The organism is Paraburkholderia sp. DHOC27 (genome assembly GCF_003429005.1).
Taxonomy (GTDB): domain Bacteria; phylum Pseudomonadota; class Gammaproteobacteria; order Burkholderiales; family Burkholderiaceae; genus Paraburkholderia.
In genome coordinates this window covers 686,811-703,802 of the sequence record NZ_QVQV01000003.1, presented here as the reverse complement: position 1 = coordinate 703,802, position 16,992 = coordinate 686,811, and the positions used below count along the sequence as shown (strand labels likewise).

10 protein-coding genes and 2 riboswitches are annotated in these 16,992 nt (G+C 63.4%); of the genes, 7 read left to right on the top strand and 3 right to left on the bottom strand.

All coding sequences use genetic code 11. The annotated features are described in order from the left end of the window. Positions 1-79: 79 nt before the first annotated feature. On the top strand, positions 80-430 hold the full coding sequence (locus D0B32_RS15160) for a hypothetical protein (protein ID WP_117334758.1): 351 nt from the start codon (positions 80-82) through the stop codon (positions 428-430). Positions 431-544: 114 nt separating this feature from the next. On the opposite strand, the gene D0B32_RS15155 is transcribed toward D0B32_RS15160, so the two are convergent. Further along, positions 545-1,369, bottom strand: a complete 825-nt coding sequence (locus tag D0B32_RS15155) for a hypothetical protein (RefSeq protein ID WP_117334757.1) — start codon at positions 1,367-1,369, stop codon at positions 545-547. 215 nt (positions 1,370-1,584) lie between these two features. Beyond that, positions 1,585-1,686: riboswitch (glycine riboswitch) on the top strand. A 45-nt stretch (positions 1,687-1,731) separates the two neighbouring features. Next, a riboswitch (glycine riboswitch) is annotated at positions 1,732-1,900 on the top strand. 86 nt (positions 1,901-1,986) lie between these two features. Between D0B32_RS15155 and gcvT the strand changes: the two genes are divergently transcribed. From gcvT to D0B32_RS15125, 6 genes are all read left to right on the top strand, one after another. Next, entirely contained in the window at positions 1,987-3,105 is a 1,119-nt protein-coding gene (gcvT, locus tag D0B32_RS15150) for a glycine cleavage system aminomethyltransferase GcvT (RefSeq protein WP_117334756.1), read from the top strand. Positions 3,106-3,175: 70 nt separating this feature from the next. Continuing rightward, positions 3,176-3,556, top strand: coding sequence for a glycine cleavage system protein GcvH (gcvH, locus tag D0B32_RS15145; protein WP_117334755.1), 381 nt, complete (start codon positions 3,176-3,178; stop codon positions 3,554-3,556). A 74-nt stretch (positions 3,557-3,630) separates the two neighbouring features. After that, on the top strand, positions 3,631-6,561 hold the full coding sequence (gene gcvP / locus D0B32_RS15140) for an aminomethyl-transferring glycine dehydrogenase (protein ID WP_117334754.1): 2,931 nt from the start codon (positions 3,631-3,633) through the stop codon (positions 6,559-6,561). A gap of 116 nt (positions 6,562-6,677) precedes the next feature. Continuing rightward, complete coding sequence (locus D0B32_RS15135) at positions 6,678-7,817, top strand: alginate lyase family protein (protein WP_117334753.1); 1,140 nt, start codon at positions 6,678-6,680, stop codon at positions 7,815-7,817. 27 nt (positions 7,818-7,844) lie between these two features. Continuing rightward, complete coding sequence (locus tag D0B32_RS15130; RefSeq protein ID WP_117334752.1) at positions 7,845-9,233, top strand: L-serine ammonia-lyase; 1,389 nt, start codon at positions 7,845-7,847, stop codon at positions 9,231-9,233. Positions 9,234-9,470: 237 nt separating this feature from the next. Next, positions 9,471-11,180, top strand: coding sequence for a thiamine pyrophosphate-binding protein (locus D0B32_RS15125; protein WP_117334751.1), 1,710 nt, complete (start codon positions 9,471-9,473; stop codon positions 11,178-11,180). Between the two features lie 401 nt (positions 11,181-11,581). Here the strand turns inward: D0B32_RS15125 and D0B32_RS15115 are convergent, their stop codons facing one another. Both D0B32_RS15115 and putA read right to left on the bottom strand, forming a co-directional pair. Continuing rightward, a complete protein-coding gene (locus D0B32_RS15115) occupies positions 11,582-12,730 on the bottom strand; it encodes a branched-chain amino acid ABC transporter substrate-binding protein (RefSeq protein WP_117334749.1) in 1,149 nt (382 codons plus the stop codon). 88 nt (positions 12,731-12,818) lie between these two features. Next, entirely contained in the window at positions 12,819-16,748 is a 3,930-nt protein-coding gene (putA, locus tag D0B32_RS15110; RefSeq protein WP_117334748.1) for a trifunctional transcriptional regulator/proline dehydrogenase/L-glutamate gamma-semialdehyde dehydrogenase, read from the bottom strand. Between the last annotated feature and the right edge of the window lie 244 nt (positions 16,749-16,992).

Genomic DNA, 16,992 nt, shown 5'->3' with positions numbered 1-16,992 from the left:
CGTGTGGCGACGCATCCGCGTTGCTACACGGTATCGATTTGACCATCGATCAAAAAAGACGACGACAAGGAGAGTAGGTATGCAACGTTTCACCCGTGCGCTGGCAGGTTTGGCGCTGGTTTCCTCGCTGGCTGCCTGTGTGGTCTCGCCCCCGCCCCCGCCGCCGGCACATCCGGACGCGCACGAAATCGCCGTACAACGTCTTCGCCAGGTCGACGGTCGCGCCGACAACCTGGGTCACCGCATCGACAATCACGTGAACAAGGGCTTCTACCCGCCGCCGCAAGGCGACGCGTTGCATCATCGCCTCGACGTGATTCGTCAGGAAGCGCACGACATGGCGGCACAGCATGGCGGCGGTCTGTCCGGCGAAGAGCAGCGCGTGCTGAACCAGGAACTGGACGGCGCCGCGCACGCAATCGGCGAATAAGCTCGTCTGCAGTGGTTTGAATGGCAAAAGGCGCGGGATCACTCCCGCGCCTTTTTTTGCGCCTGAATAGCCGGACGAAAGTGCGTAACCCCGCCTTCTATGACAGCGCGCCGCTTACTGGTCCGACTTCATCGCCTGCCGCGCATGACAAACAATCTCGACAAATGCCGCCATATATTCCGAACGCCCTGTCTCGATCATCGCGACTTTTAGCGCATCCAGCGCCAGCAGCGTCTCGCCGACTCGCTCGGCGCCCGGATAAAGCAGCGGCAACGCCAGAGGATTGAAGGCGCGCACTTGCCAATGTCGTTCGGTTGCGAGCAGCAGGGACACAATCCGTTCAATGACGAAGACCTTGATGGCTGTCGCGCCGCTGCTGTGGTCGATTGTGCTGTTGAATGCTTCGGCCAGCGGCGAACGGTTCTCTTCCGCGATCTTGAACACCACTTCCGCCCGGCTCAACCAGTGCCGCCAGAAGCGCGGCTTGGCGACGAAGTAATTGCAGAACACTGTGTGCCGCGAATCCATGACCATCGCTTCCAGATTCACTTGTGGCGCAAGTAAGCGGACACATTCCACGAACACCGGCCACGCTGCCGGATGTCCGTCGGCGCCCTGCGCGAAGATGCTCGGAAACAGCGCGCCGGCATCAAAAAACGGCGAGAACGTGACGATGTCCACGTCAGACGGAGTGTCGATGGCGCCCAGAAACTGATGGACGTCGGCGGCTGTCAGCCCGGTTTTATCCTTGAATTTCGGCGACAGGAAGCCATAAAACGCCTCTTCGTCCAGCGCCGCGCCGGTAAGAAAATTTCGCATCGGCCAGTATTCACACCAGTCCGGACGTTGGCCGACGTTATCCAGCGGAATGAAACCGGGATCGAGTGCGAGCCGCGTCTCCTCCGAATAGAAGATCTGGTGAATCTGAGCTTGTTGCATGAAAACTGAAGCCGAATAGAAAGGTTGGGTGGTGGGCAGTATATTCGGGCCGCAACGTCCGCCGCAGCGGGGCGATTCTTAAAAACACATAGATTCGTAAACAGTTCTTGCCCCCGCCGTGCCAGCGTTTTTTTGGCGCGAACTCACCGCCGCCGCCCGCCCCCACGCCGCGCGCCGTCTCAATTTGACAAGCCTCCGGCCCTCGCGTACATTCGCCGCACGCGTCGGGAGAGCGCGCTGGCCGCTGTATCGAGCAGGCCGCGCCGCCGAAGGGGCATACCCGCAAACTCTCAGGCAAAAGGACCGAACGCGTCGAGAAACCCGTCTGAACCGGCTTCGTCCGGACTTAAGCAGACACCGGTTTTTCGCACTCTGGAGAGCGGCAGTAGCCACCGGCTTCGACTCCCATCGAACCAGGCAGGCTGCCCACCGAAGGGGCGCGCGTTTCACCGGGCGAACGGCAAGCGTGGTACGCAATGCACGTTCGCGCGGCAGCGCAATCTCTCAGGTATCGAGGACAGAGGGGTCATGCAAGGCATCGCTCGCAGGCATTCACGCCGCGAGGGATCGAGCCGCATGGCCTTTTTTGTTTCCGTCGAGATTTGCCTGAGGCCCCGATGACCGAACTCAAACACACCCCGCTGCACGCCACCCATCGCGCGCTGAATGCCCGTATGGTCGATTTCGGCGGCTGGGACATGCCCGTCAACTACGGCTCGCAGATCGACGAACACCGCGCGGTGCGCACCGACGCGGGCATGTTCGACGTGTCGCACATGTGCGTGGTCGACTTCCGCGGCGAGCGCGTACGCGCCTTCTTCGAACACGCCATTGCCAACAACGTCGGCAAGCTGCAAGCCGCCGGCAAGGCGCTGTACACCTGTCTGCTCAACCCGAATGGCGGCGTGATTGACGACCTGATCGTCTACTTCTTCGCGGAGGACTTTTTCCGCGTGGTGGTCAACGCCAGCACCGCCGACAAGGACATCGCCTGGTTCGGCCAGCTCAACGCCGAGGGCAACCACGGTCTCACCGTCACGCCGCGCCGCGATCTGGCCATCGTCGCCGTGCAGGGCCCGAACGCCCGCAACAAGGTCTGGCAAGTCGCGCCGTCCGCACGCACCTCCACGGAACTGCTCAAGCCGTTCAACGCGGCCATCATCGACAACACGCCGTTTGGCGAATTGATGATTGCGCGCACCGGCTACACCGGCGAAGACGGTTTTGAAATCGTGCTACCGGCCACGGCCGTATGCGAGTTCTGGGACGCGCTGCAACGCCAAGGCGTGCGTCCGGCGGGTCTCGGCGCGCGCGACACGCTGCGCCTCGAAGCCGGCATGAACCTGTATGGCCAGGACATGGACGACAACGTCTCGCCGCTCGACGCCGGCCTCGCCTGGACAGTGGACCTGACCGCGCCGCGCGACTTCGTCGGCCGCGCGAAGCTGGAAGCCAACGGCTCGCAGGCGTCGTTCGTCGGCCTGATCCTGCAGAAGGAAAACGGCAAGGCGGGCGGCGTGCTGCGCGCGCATCAGAAGGTCGTCACGCCGCACGGCGACGGCGAAATCACCAGCGGCACGTTCTCACCGACCATGCAGGAATCCATTGCGTTCGCCCGCGTACCGAAGGGCGTCCAGCCGGGCGATATCGTTCACGTGCAAATCCGTGACAAAGCCCTTCCCGCGAGCGTGGTAAAACTGCCGTTCGTGCGCAACGGCAAAGTGCTCGCAGTTTAAGCAGCCAGCGCGTGCGTCCCTCTCTCCCGACTTTTAAGTCATTACCGAACACACCGCACAGGAGCATCCAATGAGCATCCCGGCCGATCTGAAATACACCGAATCGCACGAATGGGTCCGCACCGAAGCCGACGGCACGCTGACGGTCGGCATCACCGACCACGCGCAGGAAGCGCTCGGCGACATCGTCTTCTTCGAAGTCCAGGAACTGGGCAAGACCGTGACGGCAGGCGACACCGTGGCCGTCATCGAATCCGTGAAGGCCGCTTCGGATATCTACGCGCCGGTCTCGGGCGAAATCATCGAAGCGAACACGGCCGTGGCCGACACGCCGGACTCCGTGAACAGCACGCCGTACGAAAGCTGGCTCTTCAAGATCAAGCCGGCCGCCGACGCCACGCACGACCGTCTGATCGACGCCGACGCCTACACGAAGTCCATCGGCGCCTAACTCTTTAAACCGACAGGTGCGGCCGCCGGTAGACCGGATGGCAAACCCGGCTGGCCGCACCACCAGGATTACCCATGAAGCTCGAACACCCGGATCGTCTGATGAACCGCACTCCTCTCTCGCTCGCCGCGCTCGAAGTGCATGACGCCTTCGCCGAACGGCACATCGGCCCGGATTCGGCCGACCAGCAAGCGATGCTCGAAGCCCTCGGCTTCGCGTCGCGCGCCGCGCTGATCGATGCCGTGATTCCGAAGACGATCCGCCGCAGCGAAGCGCTGCCGCTCGGCCCCTTCGCGCAACCGAAGAGCGAAGCCGAAGCACTCGCCGCGCTGCGCGAACTGGCGGACAAGAACCAGGTGTTCCGTTCGTACATCGGACAGGGCTATTACAACGCGCATACGCCGACGGTGATCCTGCGTAACGTGCTGGAAAATCCGGCCTGGTACACGGCATACACGCCGTATCAGCCGGAAATCTCGCAGGGCCGTCTGGAAGCGCTGCTGAATTTCCAGCAGATGGTGATCGACCTGACGGGTCTCGCCATCTCTAATGCTTCATTGCTCGACGAAGCGACGGCCGCCGCCGAAGCGATGACGCTGCTGCAACGCGTGGGCAAGCCGAAGTCGAACGTGTTCTACGTCGCCGACGACGTGCTGCCGCAGACCATCGAAGTGGTGAAGACACGCGCCACACCGGTGGGCATCGAAGTAAAAGTGGGTCCCGCTGCGGACGCCGCCAGCGCCAACGCGTTCGGCGTGCTGCTGCAATACCCCGGCGCGAATGGCGACGTGCGCGACTACCGTGCGCTCGCTGACGCGATCCACGCAGCGGGCGGCCATGTGGTCGCCGCGGCTGATCTGCTCGCGCTCACCGTGCTCACGCCGCCGGGCGAATGGGGCGCGGACGTGGCCGTTGGCAACACCCAGCGCTTTGGCGTGCCGGTAGGGTTCGGCGGTCCGCACGCGGCATACCTTGCCGTGCGCGACGAGTTCAAGCGTCAGATGCCGGGGCGTCTGGTCGGCGTCACCATCGACGCTCAAGGACAGCCCGCGCTGCGTCTCGCGCTGCAAACGCGCGAACAGCACATCCGCCGCGAGAAGGCCACGTCGAACGTGTGTACCGCGCAAGCGCTGCTCGCGATCATGGCCAGCATGTACGCCGTGTATCACGGCCCGCAGGGCCTGAAGACCATCGCGCTGCGCGTGAACCGCATCGCCGCGCTGCTCGCGGCAGGTGCGAAGCAACTGGGCTACACGCTCGTCAACGACACCTTCTTCGATACGCTCACCTTCGAAACCGGCGCACGCACGCAAGCACTGCATGACGCGGCCACGGCGCAGCGCATCAACCTGCGCCGCGTGAGCGACACGCGCGTCGGTATTTCGATAGACGAAACCACCTCGCGTCGCGATCTGGCCGATCTGCTCGCCGTCTTCGCACAAGCCGCGTTTGTGAACGACGTGCCGCAGATCGACGCGCTCGACGCCGAAGTCTCGGCGCACAGCACGCTGCCCGCAGGGCTCGAACGCACCAGCGCGTACCTCACGCATCACGTGTTCAATCGTCACCATTCGGAAACGGAAATGCTGCGCTACCTGCGCAGCCTCTCCGACAAGGACCTCGCGCTCGACCGCTCGATGATCCCGCTCGGCTCGTGCACGATGAAGCTGAATGCGACTTCCGAAATGCTGCCGGTCACGTGGCCCGAGTTCGGCCAGATTCACCCGTTCGCGCCCGCTGAGCAAACCGTCGGCTATCGCGAGATGATCGACCAGCTCGAACAGATGCTGGTGGCCGCTACCGGTTACGCGGCGGTCTCGCTGCAACCGAACGCGGGCTCGCAAGGCGAATACGCCGGTCTCTTGATCATCCACGCGTACCACGCGTCGCGCGGCGAAGGTCATCGCAACGTGTGTCTGATCCCGGCTTCGGCTCACGGCACCAACCCCGCGTCGGCGCAGATGGCCGGCATGCAGGTGGTCGTGGTTGCGTGCGATACGCAAGGCAACGTCGACATCGAAGACCTGAAGAAGAAGGCCGCGCAACATGCGGACAAGCTCGCGGCGATCATGATCACGTATCCGTCGACGCACGGCGTGTTCGAGGCGAACGTGCGTGAGATCTGCGAAATCGTGCACGCGCACGGCGGTCAGGTCTACGTGGACGGCGCCAACATGAACGCCATGGTCGGCCTCACCGCGCCGGGCCAGTTCGGCGGTGACGTGTCGCACCTGAATCTGCACAAGACCTTCTGTATTCCGCACGGCGGCGGCGGCCCAGGTGTCGGTCCGGTGGCGGTGGGCGCGCACCTCGCGCAGTTCCTGCCCAATCAGACGTCGTCGGGTTACGAGCGCTCGCCGCAAGGTATCGGCGCGGTCTCGGGCGCGCCTTACGGCTCGGCGTCGATCCTGCCCATCTCGTGGATGTACATCGCCATGATGGGCGCGAAGAACCTCACCGCAGCGACCGAAACGGCCATCCTCAACGCCAACTACGTCGCCAACAAGCTCGCGCCGCACTATCCGGTGCTGTACTCGGGCCCGGGCGGACTGGTGGCGCACGAATGCATTCTCGATCTGCGTCCCATCAAGGACACGAGCGGCATCACCGTGGACGACGTCGCCAAGCGTCTCGCCGACTACGGCTTCCACGCGCCGACCATGAGCTTCCCGGTGCCGGGCACGCTGATGGTCGAGCCGACCGAATCGGAATCGAAGGAAGAACTCGATCGCTTCATCGAGGCGATGATTGCGATCCGCGAGGAAATCCGCGCCGTCGAAGAAGGCCGCTCGGACCGCGAAGACAATCCGCTCAAGCACGCGCCGCACACTGCAGCCGTGGTGATCGCGGATGACTGGAAGCACGCTTACCCGCGCGAAACCGCGGCGTATCCCCTGCCGTCGTTGATCGCGAAGAAGTACTGGCCGCCGGTTGGCCGTGCGGACAACGTGTATGGCGACCGCAATCTGTTCTGCTCGTGCGTGCCGATCGCGGATTACGCGTAACGCCGCCACAGCCTTAGGAAAACCGCGCTGCATCCGATGGGCGCGCGCGGTCCTGTCGTTCGCGCCCGGGAACGGCTAACATCACACACCGAATCAGCCTAACGAAGGAGTTTCGCATGGCGCATAAGGTGCTAACGATGCAAAGCCGGAGCCACTCGAGGCCCATGTTGTCGTGGCAGGCAGCGGGCACCCCGCTCGCCGTGCTGCTGGTATGCGGTGCGGCCATGCTGCCGGCGCGTCAGGCACGCGCAGCGATGAATTTCTGCGCGGCGCCCGCGCTGCAAACCAGCGAACGCACCAACGCCGATCCCGGCGTGAAAGCATTGGTCAGCAACGTGGAAGCCCATCTGGACGACCCCGCGCATGCGGTGGCGAAGCTGCATACCGAAGGCACATTGCCGCACGAAGGCATCTACGATCAAAGCGTCGAAGCCGAGAAAGATCTCGACCTGATGCGCGACGCCGCGCTGGCCTGGCGCGCCACCAGCGACGACCGTTACCTTAAGCTGGTGGACCGCTTGCTGTACGCATGGGTGACCACGTATCAACCGAGTTTCAATCCGATCGACGAGACTCAACTGGAAGGCTTGATCCTCGCCTATGACATGACCGCCAGCGCGTTGCCGGTAAAAACGCGCAACGCGGCCATGGCGTTTCTGACCAGACTGGGCAACGGTTATATCGCGCAGGTCGATGCGCAGCCGCGCCCACTGACGGGCAACTTTCGCAACAACTGGCAGAGTCACCGCATCAAGCTGATCGCAATGGCCGCGTTCACGCTCGATAACCGCAAGATGATCCTCACGGCGCAGCGCCTGTTCACCGAGCATATCGGCGACAACATTGCGCCGGATGGATCCACGGTGGACTTCAAGGAACGCGACGCGCTGCGTTACGTCACTTACGATCTGCAGCCGCTCGTTACCGCAGCGCTCGCGGCGCGCCGTCATAACCGCAACTGGCTGCCGGAAAAGGCCACCAATGGCGCGACGCTGGCGGCGGCGCTCAACTGGCTAACGCCTTACGCACTCGGTACAAAAACGCACGAAGAATTCGTGCACTCCGACGTGCCGTTCGATGTCAAACGTCGTGAAGCGGGTCTGCCTGGCTATACCGGCCAGTGGGATCCGAAGAACGCAACGGAACTGTTTCACCTCGCCGCGCGGCTCGATGGCCGTTATGCGCCGATCGCGCTGCGTCTCGCGCCCACCCCGCCCGCGTGGCTGGCCGTGTGCCTGCCGTTGCCGGCGCGGTAATCCGATTTCAAACTTGCAGGAGCAGTAATGGCAGTCAGCGTGTTCGATCTTTTCAAAATTGGCATTGGTCCATCCAGCTCGCATACGGTGGGTCCGATGCGCGCGGCGCTGATGTTTGCGCAGGGGCTCGAACGCGATGCGCTGCTGCCGGCCACGGCTTCGGTCAAGGTGGATCTGTATGGCTCGCTCGGTGCGACCGGCAAAGGCCACGGCACTGATCGCGGCGTGATGCTCGGCCTGATGGGCGACGCGCCGGACACGGTCGACCCCGATACGATCGCGCAACGTCTGGAAGCGGTGCGCAGCTCACGCTCACTGCCGCTGCTCGGCACACACGCTGTGCCGTTCGTGCAGAAGGAACACATTTCGTTTTACCGCCAGGCACTCGCCGAGCATCCAAATGGCCTGACGTTGCGTGCGTTCGACGCGCAAGGCGCGGTGCTGCGCGAGGCCACGTATCTATCCGTGGGCGGCGGCTTCGTGGTGACGGCCGGCGCGCCGAACACGAAAGTGCTGAGCGCGGTGGATCAACTGCCGCATCCGTTTCGCAGCGGCAACGAGCTGCTGGCCATGTGCAAGGCCACCGGCAAAAGCATTGCGCAACTCATGTGGGAAAACGAGCGCGTCTGGCATACCGAAACCGAAACGCGCGACGGTCTGCTGAAAATCTGGGCGGTGATGCAGTCATGCGTGGCGCGCGGTTGCGGCATCAATAATCCGGATGCGGACGGCACGTTGCCGGGACCGTTCCAGGTGAAGCGGCGCGCGCCGCAACTGTATCGTTCGCTGTCGGGCAATCCTGAACTGGCGCTGCGCGATCCACTGTCGATGGTCGACTGGATCAATCTCTATGCGATCGCCGTCAACGAAGAGAATGCGGCCGGCGGGCGCGTCGTTACTGCGCCCACCAATGGCGCGGCCGGCATCATCCCCGCGGTGCTGCATTACTACACGCGCTTCATGCCGGGTTCGAATCAACAGGGCGTGATCGACTTCCTGATGACCGCCGCGGCGATCGGCATTCTGTACAAGCTGAACGCCTCGATTTCCGGCGCGGAAGTGGGTTGCCAGGGTGAAGTAGGTGTGGCCTGTTCGATGGCCGCCGGCGCGCTTGCTGCCGTGATGGGCGGCACGCCGGAGCAGGTCGAGAACGCCGCCGAGATCGGCATGGAACACAACCTTGGGCTCACCTGCGATCCGGTGGGCGGCATGGTGCAGATTCCGTGCATCGAACGCAATGCAATGGCCTCGGTGAAGGCCGTCAACGCAGCGCGCATGGCGCTGCGCGGCGACGGCAGCCACTACGTTTCGCTGGATTCGGTGATCAAGACCATGCGCGAAACCGGCGCGGATATGAAGACCAAATACAAAGAGACATCGCGTGGCGGACTAGCGGTGAACATCGTCGAATGTTGAGGCGGTTCGACGTTTTGGGCATTTGCTGCGAGCGCCGCCGGTTGGAGCACGCTATGGGCCGCAGATTTTCGTAGCGAGTTTTGTATATGTGGAGAGTGCGTGTGGCACGCGACGCGCTCCCTTCCCGCGGTGCCGCGCGGTAGAGCGGCACCGCATTCCAACCCGTGAAACCGGCGGCAGAATGGGCACACGTTCCAGCTCATTCGCACGACCGACCTGTTTGGAGACATCACTGTAATGGCATCGACTCCCACCCCTGCACCTGCCACCACGACCGGTGCGCGTCTACTGGTCGACGCGCTGCTGACGCACGGCGTCGAGCGCGTTTTTTCCGTGCCCGGCGAGAGCTTCCTCGCCGTGCTCGATTCATTGCACGACGAGACGGAGCGCATCCAGACCGTCGTCTGCCGCCATGAAGCCGCCGCCGCGAACATGGCGGAAGCCGTGGGCAAACTGACCGGCCGTCCGGGCATCGCCATCGTGACGCGCGGACCGGGCGCAACGCATGCCTCGATCGGCGTGCACACCGCCTTCCAGGATTCGACGCCGATGATCCTGCTGATCGGCCAATGTGCGCGCGAACATCTGGACCGCGAGGCGTTCCAGGAAATCGACTATCGCCGCATGTTTGGACAGATGGCGAAGTGGGTCGCGCAGATCGACGACCCGCGCCGCATTCCCGAGTACATGAGCCACGCGTTTCACACCGCAACCTCGGGACGACCGGGCCCGGTAGTGTTGTCGCTGCCGGAAGACGTGCTGAGCGATGTGTGTCCAGTGGTGCCGGGCGCGCCTGCGTATCACCGCGTGGCGGCATCGCCGTCGGCGGCGCAGATCGACCAATTGCGGCAACTGCTCGGAACCGCGAAGCGTCCGATGGTGATCGCCGGTGGCAGTGGCTGGACGCCGGAGGCGTGTGCGGATCTACAGCGCTTTGTCGAAGCATGGCAATTGCCGATTGGTCTCGCGTTCCGCTTTCAGGACACGCTGGACAACGACCATCCGAATTACGCTGGCGACGTAGGCCTCGGCATCAATCCGGCGCTGGCGGCGCGCATCCGCGATGCCGATTTGCTGCTCGTGCTCGGGCCACGCCTGGGTGAATCGACGACGGGCGGCTACACGTTGCTCGACATTCCGAAGACAAAGCAAACGCTGGTGCATGTGCATCAGGGCGCCGAGGAACTAGGCCGCGTGTACGCAGCGGATTTGCCGATCGTATCCGGCATGCCCGAACTGACTGCGATGCTCGCCGAGCTGAAGCCGACCACGCAACCGGCATGGGCTGGCACTGCAGAAGACGCTCACCGCGCGTATCTGGAATGGCGCACGCCACGACCGATACCAGGTGATGTGCAGATGGGCGAAGTGATCCGGCAACTGCGCGCGCACTTGCCGACGGATGCCATCGTGACGAATGGCGCAGGCAATTACGCGACGTGGCTGCACCGCCACTTCTCGTACAAGCATTTCCGTTCGCAGCTGGCACCGACGAGTGGCGCGATGGGATATGGCGTACCGGCGGCGATCGCAGCGAAGTCGATGTATCCGGAGCGCACGGTGGTGGCCCTGGCGGGTGACGGCTGTTTCATGATGTCGGCGCAGGAGTTGGCGACCGCCGTGCATTACGACCTGGCCGTGTTGTTCATCGTGGTGAACAACAGCCAGTTCGGCACGATCCGCATGCACCAGGAGCGGCACTATCCGAATCGTGTGCACGGCACGGCAGTGACAAATCCGGACTTCGCAGCATTCGCAAAATCGTTCGGCGCGCATGGCGAGCTCGTAGAACGGACGGAAGATTTTCTGCCGGCGTTGCAACGCGCGATCGCAGCAAAGCGACCCGCGCTGATAGAGATTCGCTTGCCGCAGGAGGCCAGCACGCCAGGCGCGACGCTGGAGCAGATCCGGGAACAGGGAAGGAAGCTGCGCGGGGAGACGGCGTAACGCACGGAATGCAGGGCGCGCAGGCGCCCTGCATGAAGGCGTGCGCAAAGAAAAGGTTATGCCCATCGGCGGAGCGCGAAGCGCAACGCTGGATGAATGACGGCTGTGTCACGAGCGCAGAAAATGCGAGGGCACAACTCGTCTCGGACCACTAAGCAAAGCAGACAGGGAGAGACACCTACAAGCTAGCGGTGTGAGCCCGCTTTCTTTGCTTACTTTCTTTGCGGCGGCAAAGAAAGTAAGTGCCGCCCCGCACAGGGGCAACACAAGCAAACCAAAAACAAAACAAGGAAAGGCCAAAAACAACAAAGCCCCGCGAGCCGCAAAAAAACCGGCCCACGAGGCAATGAAAAAATCAGCCACCGGCGAAAGAGAGCTACCCGCCGGGAGGCAAAAAAGAATTACTTCCCTCCAACACTCTGCAAAGTCGTCCACTTCCCATCAACGACCTTATACAGCGTGATGCCACCATTCTTCAGATCACCTTTGCCATCATATTCAAGGTGAGTCGTCGTCACAGCCGGCATATCCGTCTTCGCCAGCATCGGCAGATACTTCGCCGGATCCGTCGAATTCGCCTTCTTCATCGCGTCGAACATCGCCATCGCGCCATCGTAGGCATACGGCGAATACGTTTCCACGTCTTCGTTGAAGCGCTTCTTGTACTTGGCCACGTAATCCGCGCCGCCCGGCATTTGCTCCAGCGGCAGACCAGCCAGTGACGCCACCGTACCATTAGCCGCATCGCCAGCCAGCTTCAGGAACGTCGGCGTGTGGACCATTTCGCCACCCATCAACGGAGCCTTCACGCCCAGCGTCTTCATCTGCTTGACCATCGGTGCAGCTTGCGAATCCGCGCCACCGTAATAGATCAGATCCGGATTGACCGACTTCAGCTTGGTCAGAATCGACTTGAAGTCCACGGCCTTGTCATTCGTGAATTCACGATCGACGATCGTCGCGCCCGAAGCCTTGGCTGCCTTCTCGAACTGATCGGCCAGACCCTGGCCGTAGGCCGTGCGGTCATCCACGATGGCGATCTTCTTCATGCCGAGGTTCTTCACCGCGAACGTGCCGGCAACCGAGCCTTGCTGCGTGTCGGAGGTCATCATCCGGAACGTCGTCTTGAAGCCTTGTTGCGTGTATTCCGGCGCCGTCGCCATCGCGATTTCGGGGATACCTGCGTTCGCGTAGATGCGCGAAGCCGGGATCGTGGTGCCCGAGTTGAAGTGGCCGAGCATGCCCTTGATGCCGTCGTCCACCAGCTTCTGCGCAACCGTCGTACCGGTGCGCGGGTCAGCCTGGTCGTCCGCCGAATCCAGCACGAAGTGCACCGGCTTGCCGCCGATTACCGGCTTCGTGGCGTTCATTTCTTCCACAGCCAGCGTGATGCCGTTCTGGAAGTCCTTGCCGTAGTGAGCCTGTTCGCCCGTCATCGGACCAGCGAAACCCACCTTGACGTCTTCGGCCTGCTGCGCATGTGCTGTCCCCGCCACCGACATAGCGGCGACCAGTGCCGCGCCAGCCAGCTGTTTCATCTTGTGTTGCATAGCTTCTCCTTGAAACCAGGTGTGAATGGAGCGATTTCGGGGTCGCCGTACCGCTTCCGTTGTATTGAATCGACCGTTAAAGGTTGGCTCAACCGATCGTCATCAAATTCGCATTGCCGCCTGCCGCAGCGGTATTCACGCTCACCGAACGCTCTGTGAGCAGACGTTCGAGCGCGTAGTCTTCGTCGCCGCTGTCCAACGCGCCCGCCGCCACGCCCTGCACCGATACGATCGGTCCCGGACGTTTCGCGACTTCCTTCACCAGCGCCAGCAGTTCGTCACTATCGCCTTCGAACAGCACGGCGTCGAACGGGGTATCGGCGCTCTTCTTCACGCTGGCAAACGGCTTGAGCGCGGCGGGCAGCGTCGAGATCAACTGCTCGCCGGCAGCGCCCTCGAAGAGCGCGCGATTGCCGGTGGCCAGCACCGCCGCAAACTGCACGCGCGCGCCGCTTGCCGTCGATGCCACACACAGCACCGTGCCGCGTGCGCCGAGCGTGTAGGTGTTGCGCTCGCCGGTCGGTCCCGGCAGTACCGCCGTGGCACCGGCGAGCCCTTGCGACAGGTAACCATCGCAGCGCGCGGCCAGCGCCGGTTGCCGTTCCGCGATCAGCCAGTCGCGCAGCGTGGTGAGCGCCGAGGACGGATTGTCGCTGTTTTCAGCCGTTTGCGGGGCGTCGGCGACCAGCGACGACGCCAGCGATTTCGGCAATCCCGCCGGACGCGTGGCCAGCAGGCGTTGCAGATACAGCGCGCCGCCCGCTTTCGGTCCCGTGCCCGACAAGCCTTCGCCACCGAACGGCTGCACGCCCACCACGGCACCCACCACGTTACGGTTCACGTAGATGTTGCCAACGTGCGCGCGGCCGATCACGTGCGCGATGGTCTCGTCGATGCGTGTGTGGATGCCGAGCGTGAGCCCGTAGCCCGTAGCGCGGATCTGTTCGAGCAGCTTGTCCAGCGCGCTGCGACGATAACGGACCACGTGCAGCACCGGCCCGAACACTTCACGCTTCAGCTCGTCGATGCTGTCGAGTTCGATCAGCGTCGGCGGCACGAAGGTGCCCTGCGCGCCACCTTCCGGCATCGGCAATTGCTCGACCTTGCGGCCCTTTTCACGCATGGCGGCAATGTGCGCGTCGATGCCGCGCTTCGCGTCCACGTCGATCACCGGACCCACGTCCACCGAAAGGCGATCCGGATTGCCCACCGCAAGTTCGCGCATCGCACCGGTCAGCATTTCGAGCGTGCGGTCCGCCACGTCGTCCTGCAAACAAAGAACGCGCAGCGCGGAACATCGTTGACCGGCGGAGTCGTACGCGGAGTTCAGCACATCGGCGACGACCTGTTCGGCCAGCGCCGACGAATCGACGATCATCGCGTTCTGGCCACCCGTCTCGGCGATCAGCGGAATCGGCTTGCCGTCCGGGTCCAGACGCCCGGAGAGCGTCTTGTTGATGAGGCGCGCTACTTCCGTGGAACCGGTGAACATCACCGCCCGCGTGCGCGCATCGGCGACGAGCGCTGCGCCCACCGTTTCACCATCACCCGGCAGCAGTTGCACCGCGCCCGCCGGCACTCCGGCTTCGCGCAGGATGCGCACCGCTTGCGCGGCGATCAGCGGCGTCTGTTCCGCCGGCTTGGCCAGCACGGTGTTGCCCGCAGCCAACGCCGCCGCGACCTGACCCATGAAAATGGCCAGCGGGAAATTCCACGGGCTGATACACACCACGGGGCCCAGCGGACGGTGCGTGTCGTTGGAGAATTCGCTGCGAATCTGCGCGGAGTAGTAGCGCAGGAAGTCGATCGCTTCGCGGATTTCCGCGACCGCGTTCGGCAGCGACTTGCCCGCTTCGCGCACCACCAGACCCATCAGCGTGTGCATCTGCGCTTCGAGCAGATCGGCGGCGCGGGCGAGGCAATCGGCGCGCGCTTCGACCGGCGTCGCCTGCCAGATCGGTGCGGCTGCTACGGCATGCGAGAGCGCGGCGCTCACGTGCTCTGCGGTGGCTTCGACCACGGTGCCGACGAGGTCACGATGATCGGCCGGATTACGCACATCACGCGGTGCACCAGCGGCAATCTCGTCGCCCTCCAGCATGGGAGCGGCACGCCACGCATGATGCGCACTCGCCAGCAACGCTGAAGAAAGCGACGCGAGCCGATGCTCGTTCGACAGATCCAGCCCCATCGAATTGACGCGCTCCGCGCCATACAGATTGCGCGGCAGCGGAATCTTGGCATGCGGCGCGCCAAGCGGCACGACCTTCGACGCTTCCTCGACCGGATCGGCTACCAGGTCCTTGATTGCGACATTCTCATCCGCGATGCGGTTCACGAACGACGTATTTGCGCCGTTCTCCAGCAGACGCCGCACGAGGTACGCGAGCAGCGTCTCATGCGTGCCGACCGGCGCGTACACGCGGCACGGCCGGTTCAGTTTGTCGCGGCCGGTGACTTCTTCATACAGCGGCTCACCCATGCCGTGCAGGCACTGGAATTCGTACTGACCAGGGTAGTAGTTCTGACCCGCGAGGTGATAGATCGCCGAGAGCGTGTGCGCGTTGTGCGTGGCGAACTGCGGGTACACCGCGTCCGGCGCGCCGAGCAGCTTCTTCGCGCAGGCCAGGTACGACACGTCCGTATAGATCTTGCGCGTGTAGACCGGATAGCCTTCGAGACCGTCCACCTGGGCGCGCTTGATTTCGGTGTCCCAGTACGCGCCCTTCACGAGACGCACCATGATGCGGTGACGGCTGCGGCGCGCCAGATCGACGATGTAGTCGATCACGAACGGGCAGCGCTTCTGATACGCCTGCACCACGAAGCCGATGCCATTCCAGCCTGCCAGCTCCGGATCGAAGCACAGCGCTTCGAGCAGATCCAGCGAGATTTCCAGGCGGTCCGCTTCCTCGGCATCGATGTTCAGGCCAATGTCGTAACGGCGCGCGAGGATGGCGAGCGACCGCACGCGCGGCAGCAGTTCGCTCATCGTGCGTTCCTGCTGCGAGCGCGAGTAACGCGCGTGCAGCGCCGACAGCTTGATCGAGATGCCCGGGCCTTCGTAGATGCCGCGTCCGCCGGCCGCCTTGCCGATGGCGTGAATCGCCTGTTCGTACGAGGCGTAGTAGCGTTGCGCGTCGGCCTCGGTGGTGGCGGCTTCGCCGAGCATGTCGTACGAGTAGCGGAAACCGCGCGCTTCGAACTTGCGGCTGTTGGCGAGCGCCTCGGAGATGTTCTCGCCGGTGACGAACTGCTCGCCCATCAGGCGCATCGCCATGTCCACGCCCTTGCGGATCAGCGGTTCGCCGCCCTTGCCGATCAAACGCGTGAGCGCCGACGACAGGCCCGTTTCGCTATTGGTCGTGACCAGCTTGCCGGTGATCATCAAGCCCCACGTTGCAGCATTGACGAACAGCGACGGCGCCTGGCCGACGTGCGATTTCCAGTCGCCCTTGCTGATCTTGTCGCGAATCAACGCGTCGCGCGTGGCGCGATCGGGGATGCGCAGCAGCGCTTCGGCGAGGCACATCAGCGCGACGCCTTCCTGGCTCGACAGCGAAAACTCGTGAATCAGACCTTCGACGCCGCCGCCCTTGCTCTTGCCGCGCAGCGTTTCAACCAGCTTGCCCGCCATGGCCTGAACGTCGTTTGCGAGGTTGGCCGGCAAGCGCGCCTGACCCAGCAGGAACGGCACGCATTCTGGCTCGGGACGACGATAGGCCGCCGTGATCGCCGCGCGCAGCACGGATTGCGGTTGCACGTTCTGGGCGAAATCGAGGAACGGGTGCGACGCGCCGTCTTCTTCGTTATCCACGGCCGCGCCGTCCGCGAGATCGGCCGAACCCTGGGCGCCGGACAGCTCAGCAGGCAACTGGCCATGCTCGATCCGTTCGAGGTACGCGAAGATGGCCTGCTTGATGAGCCAGTGAGGAGTGCGTTCGAGACGGGTGGCGGCATCTTTCAGCCGGGAACGCAGGAGGTCGTCGACCTTGACGCCAAGGGTGGTGCTAGCCATGTTTCCTTCTATATGCCAGCCAACCCGCGCCGGCCAAAAGACTAAAAAGTTGGCCGAATCGTACGCTTCCCAATAAAAAGGTGCAACCTTCCAGAAAGTCTGGTTGCACCAACGTTAAACCCTTGTCGCAGCGGGCTTTGCGGCGGATCACCACGCGCCGCGCCGGTGCAACCGCGGCTCAGTACTTTCCCTTATAAATTTCTTTTGCCGCAACCCTTATCGAATCCGGAATTGCGCCGTTAAT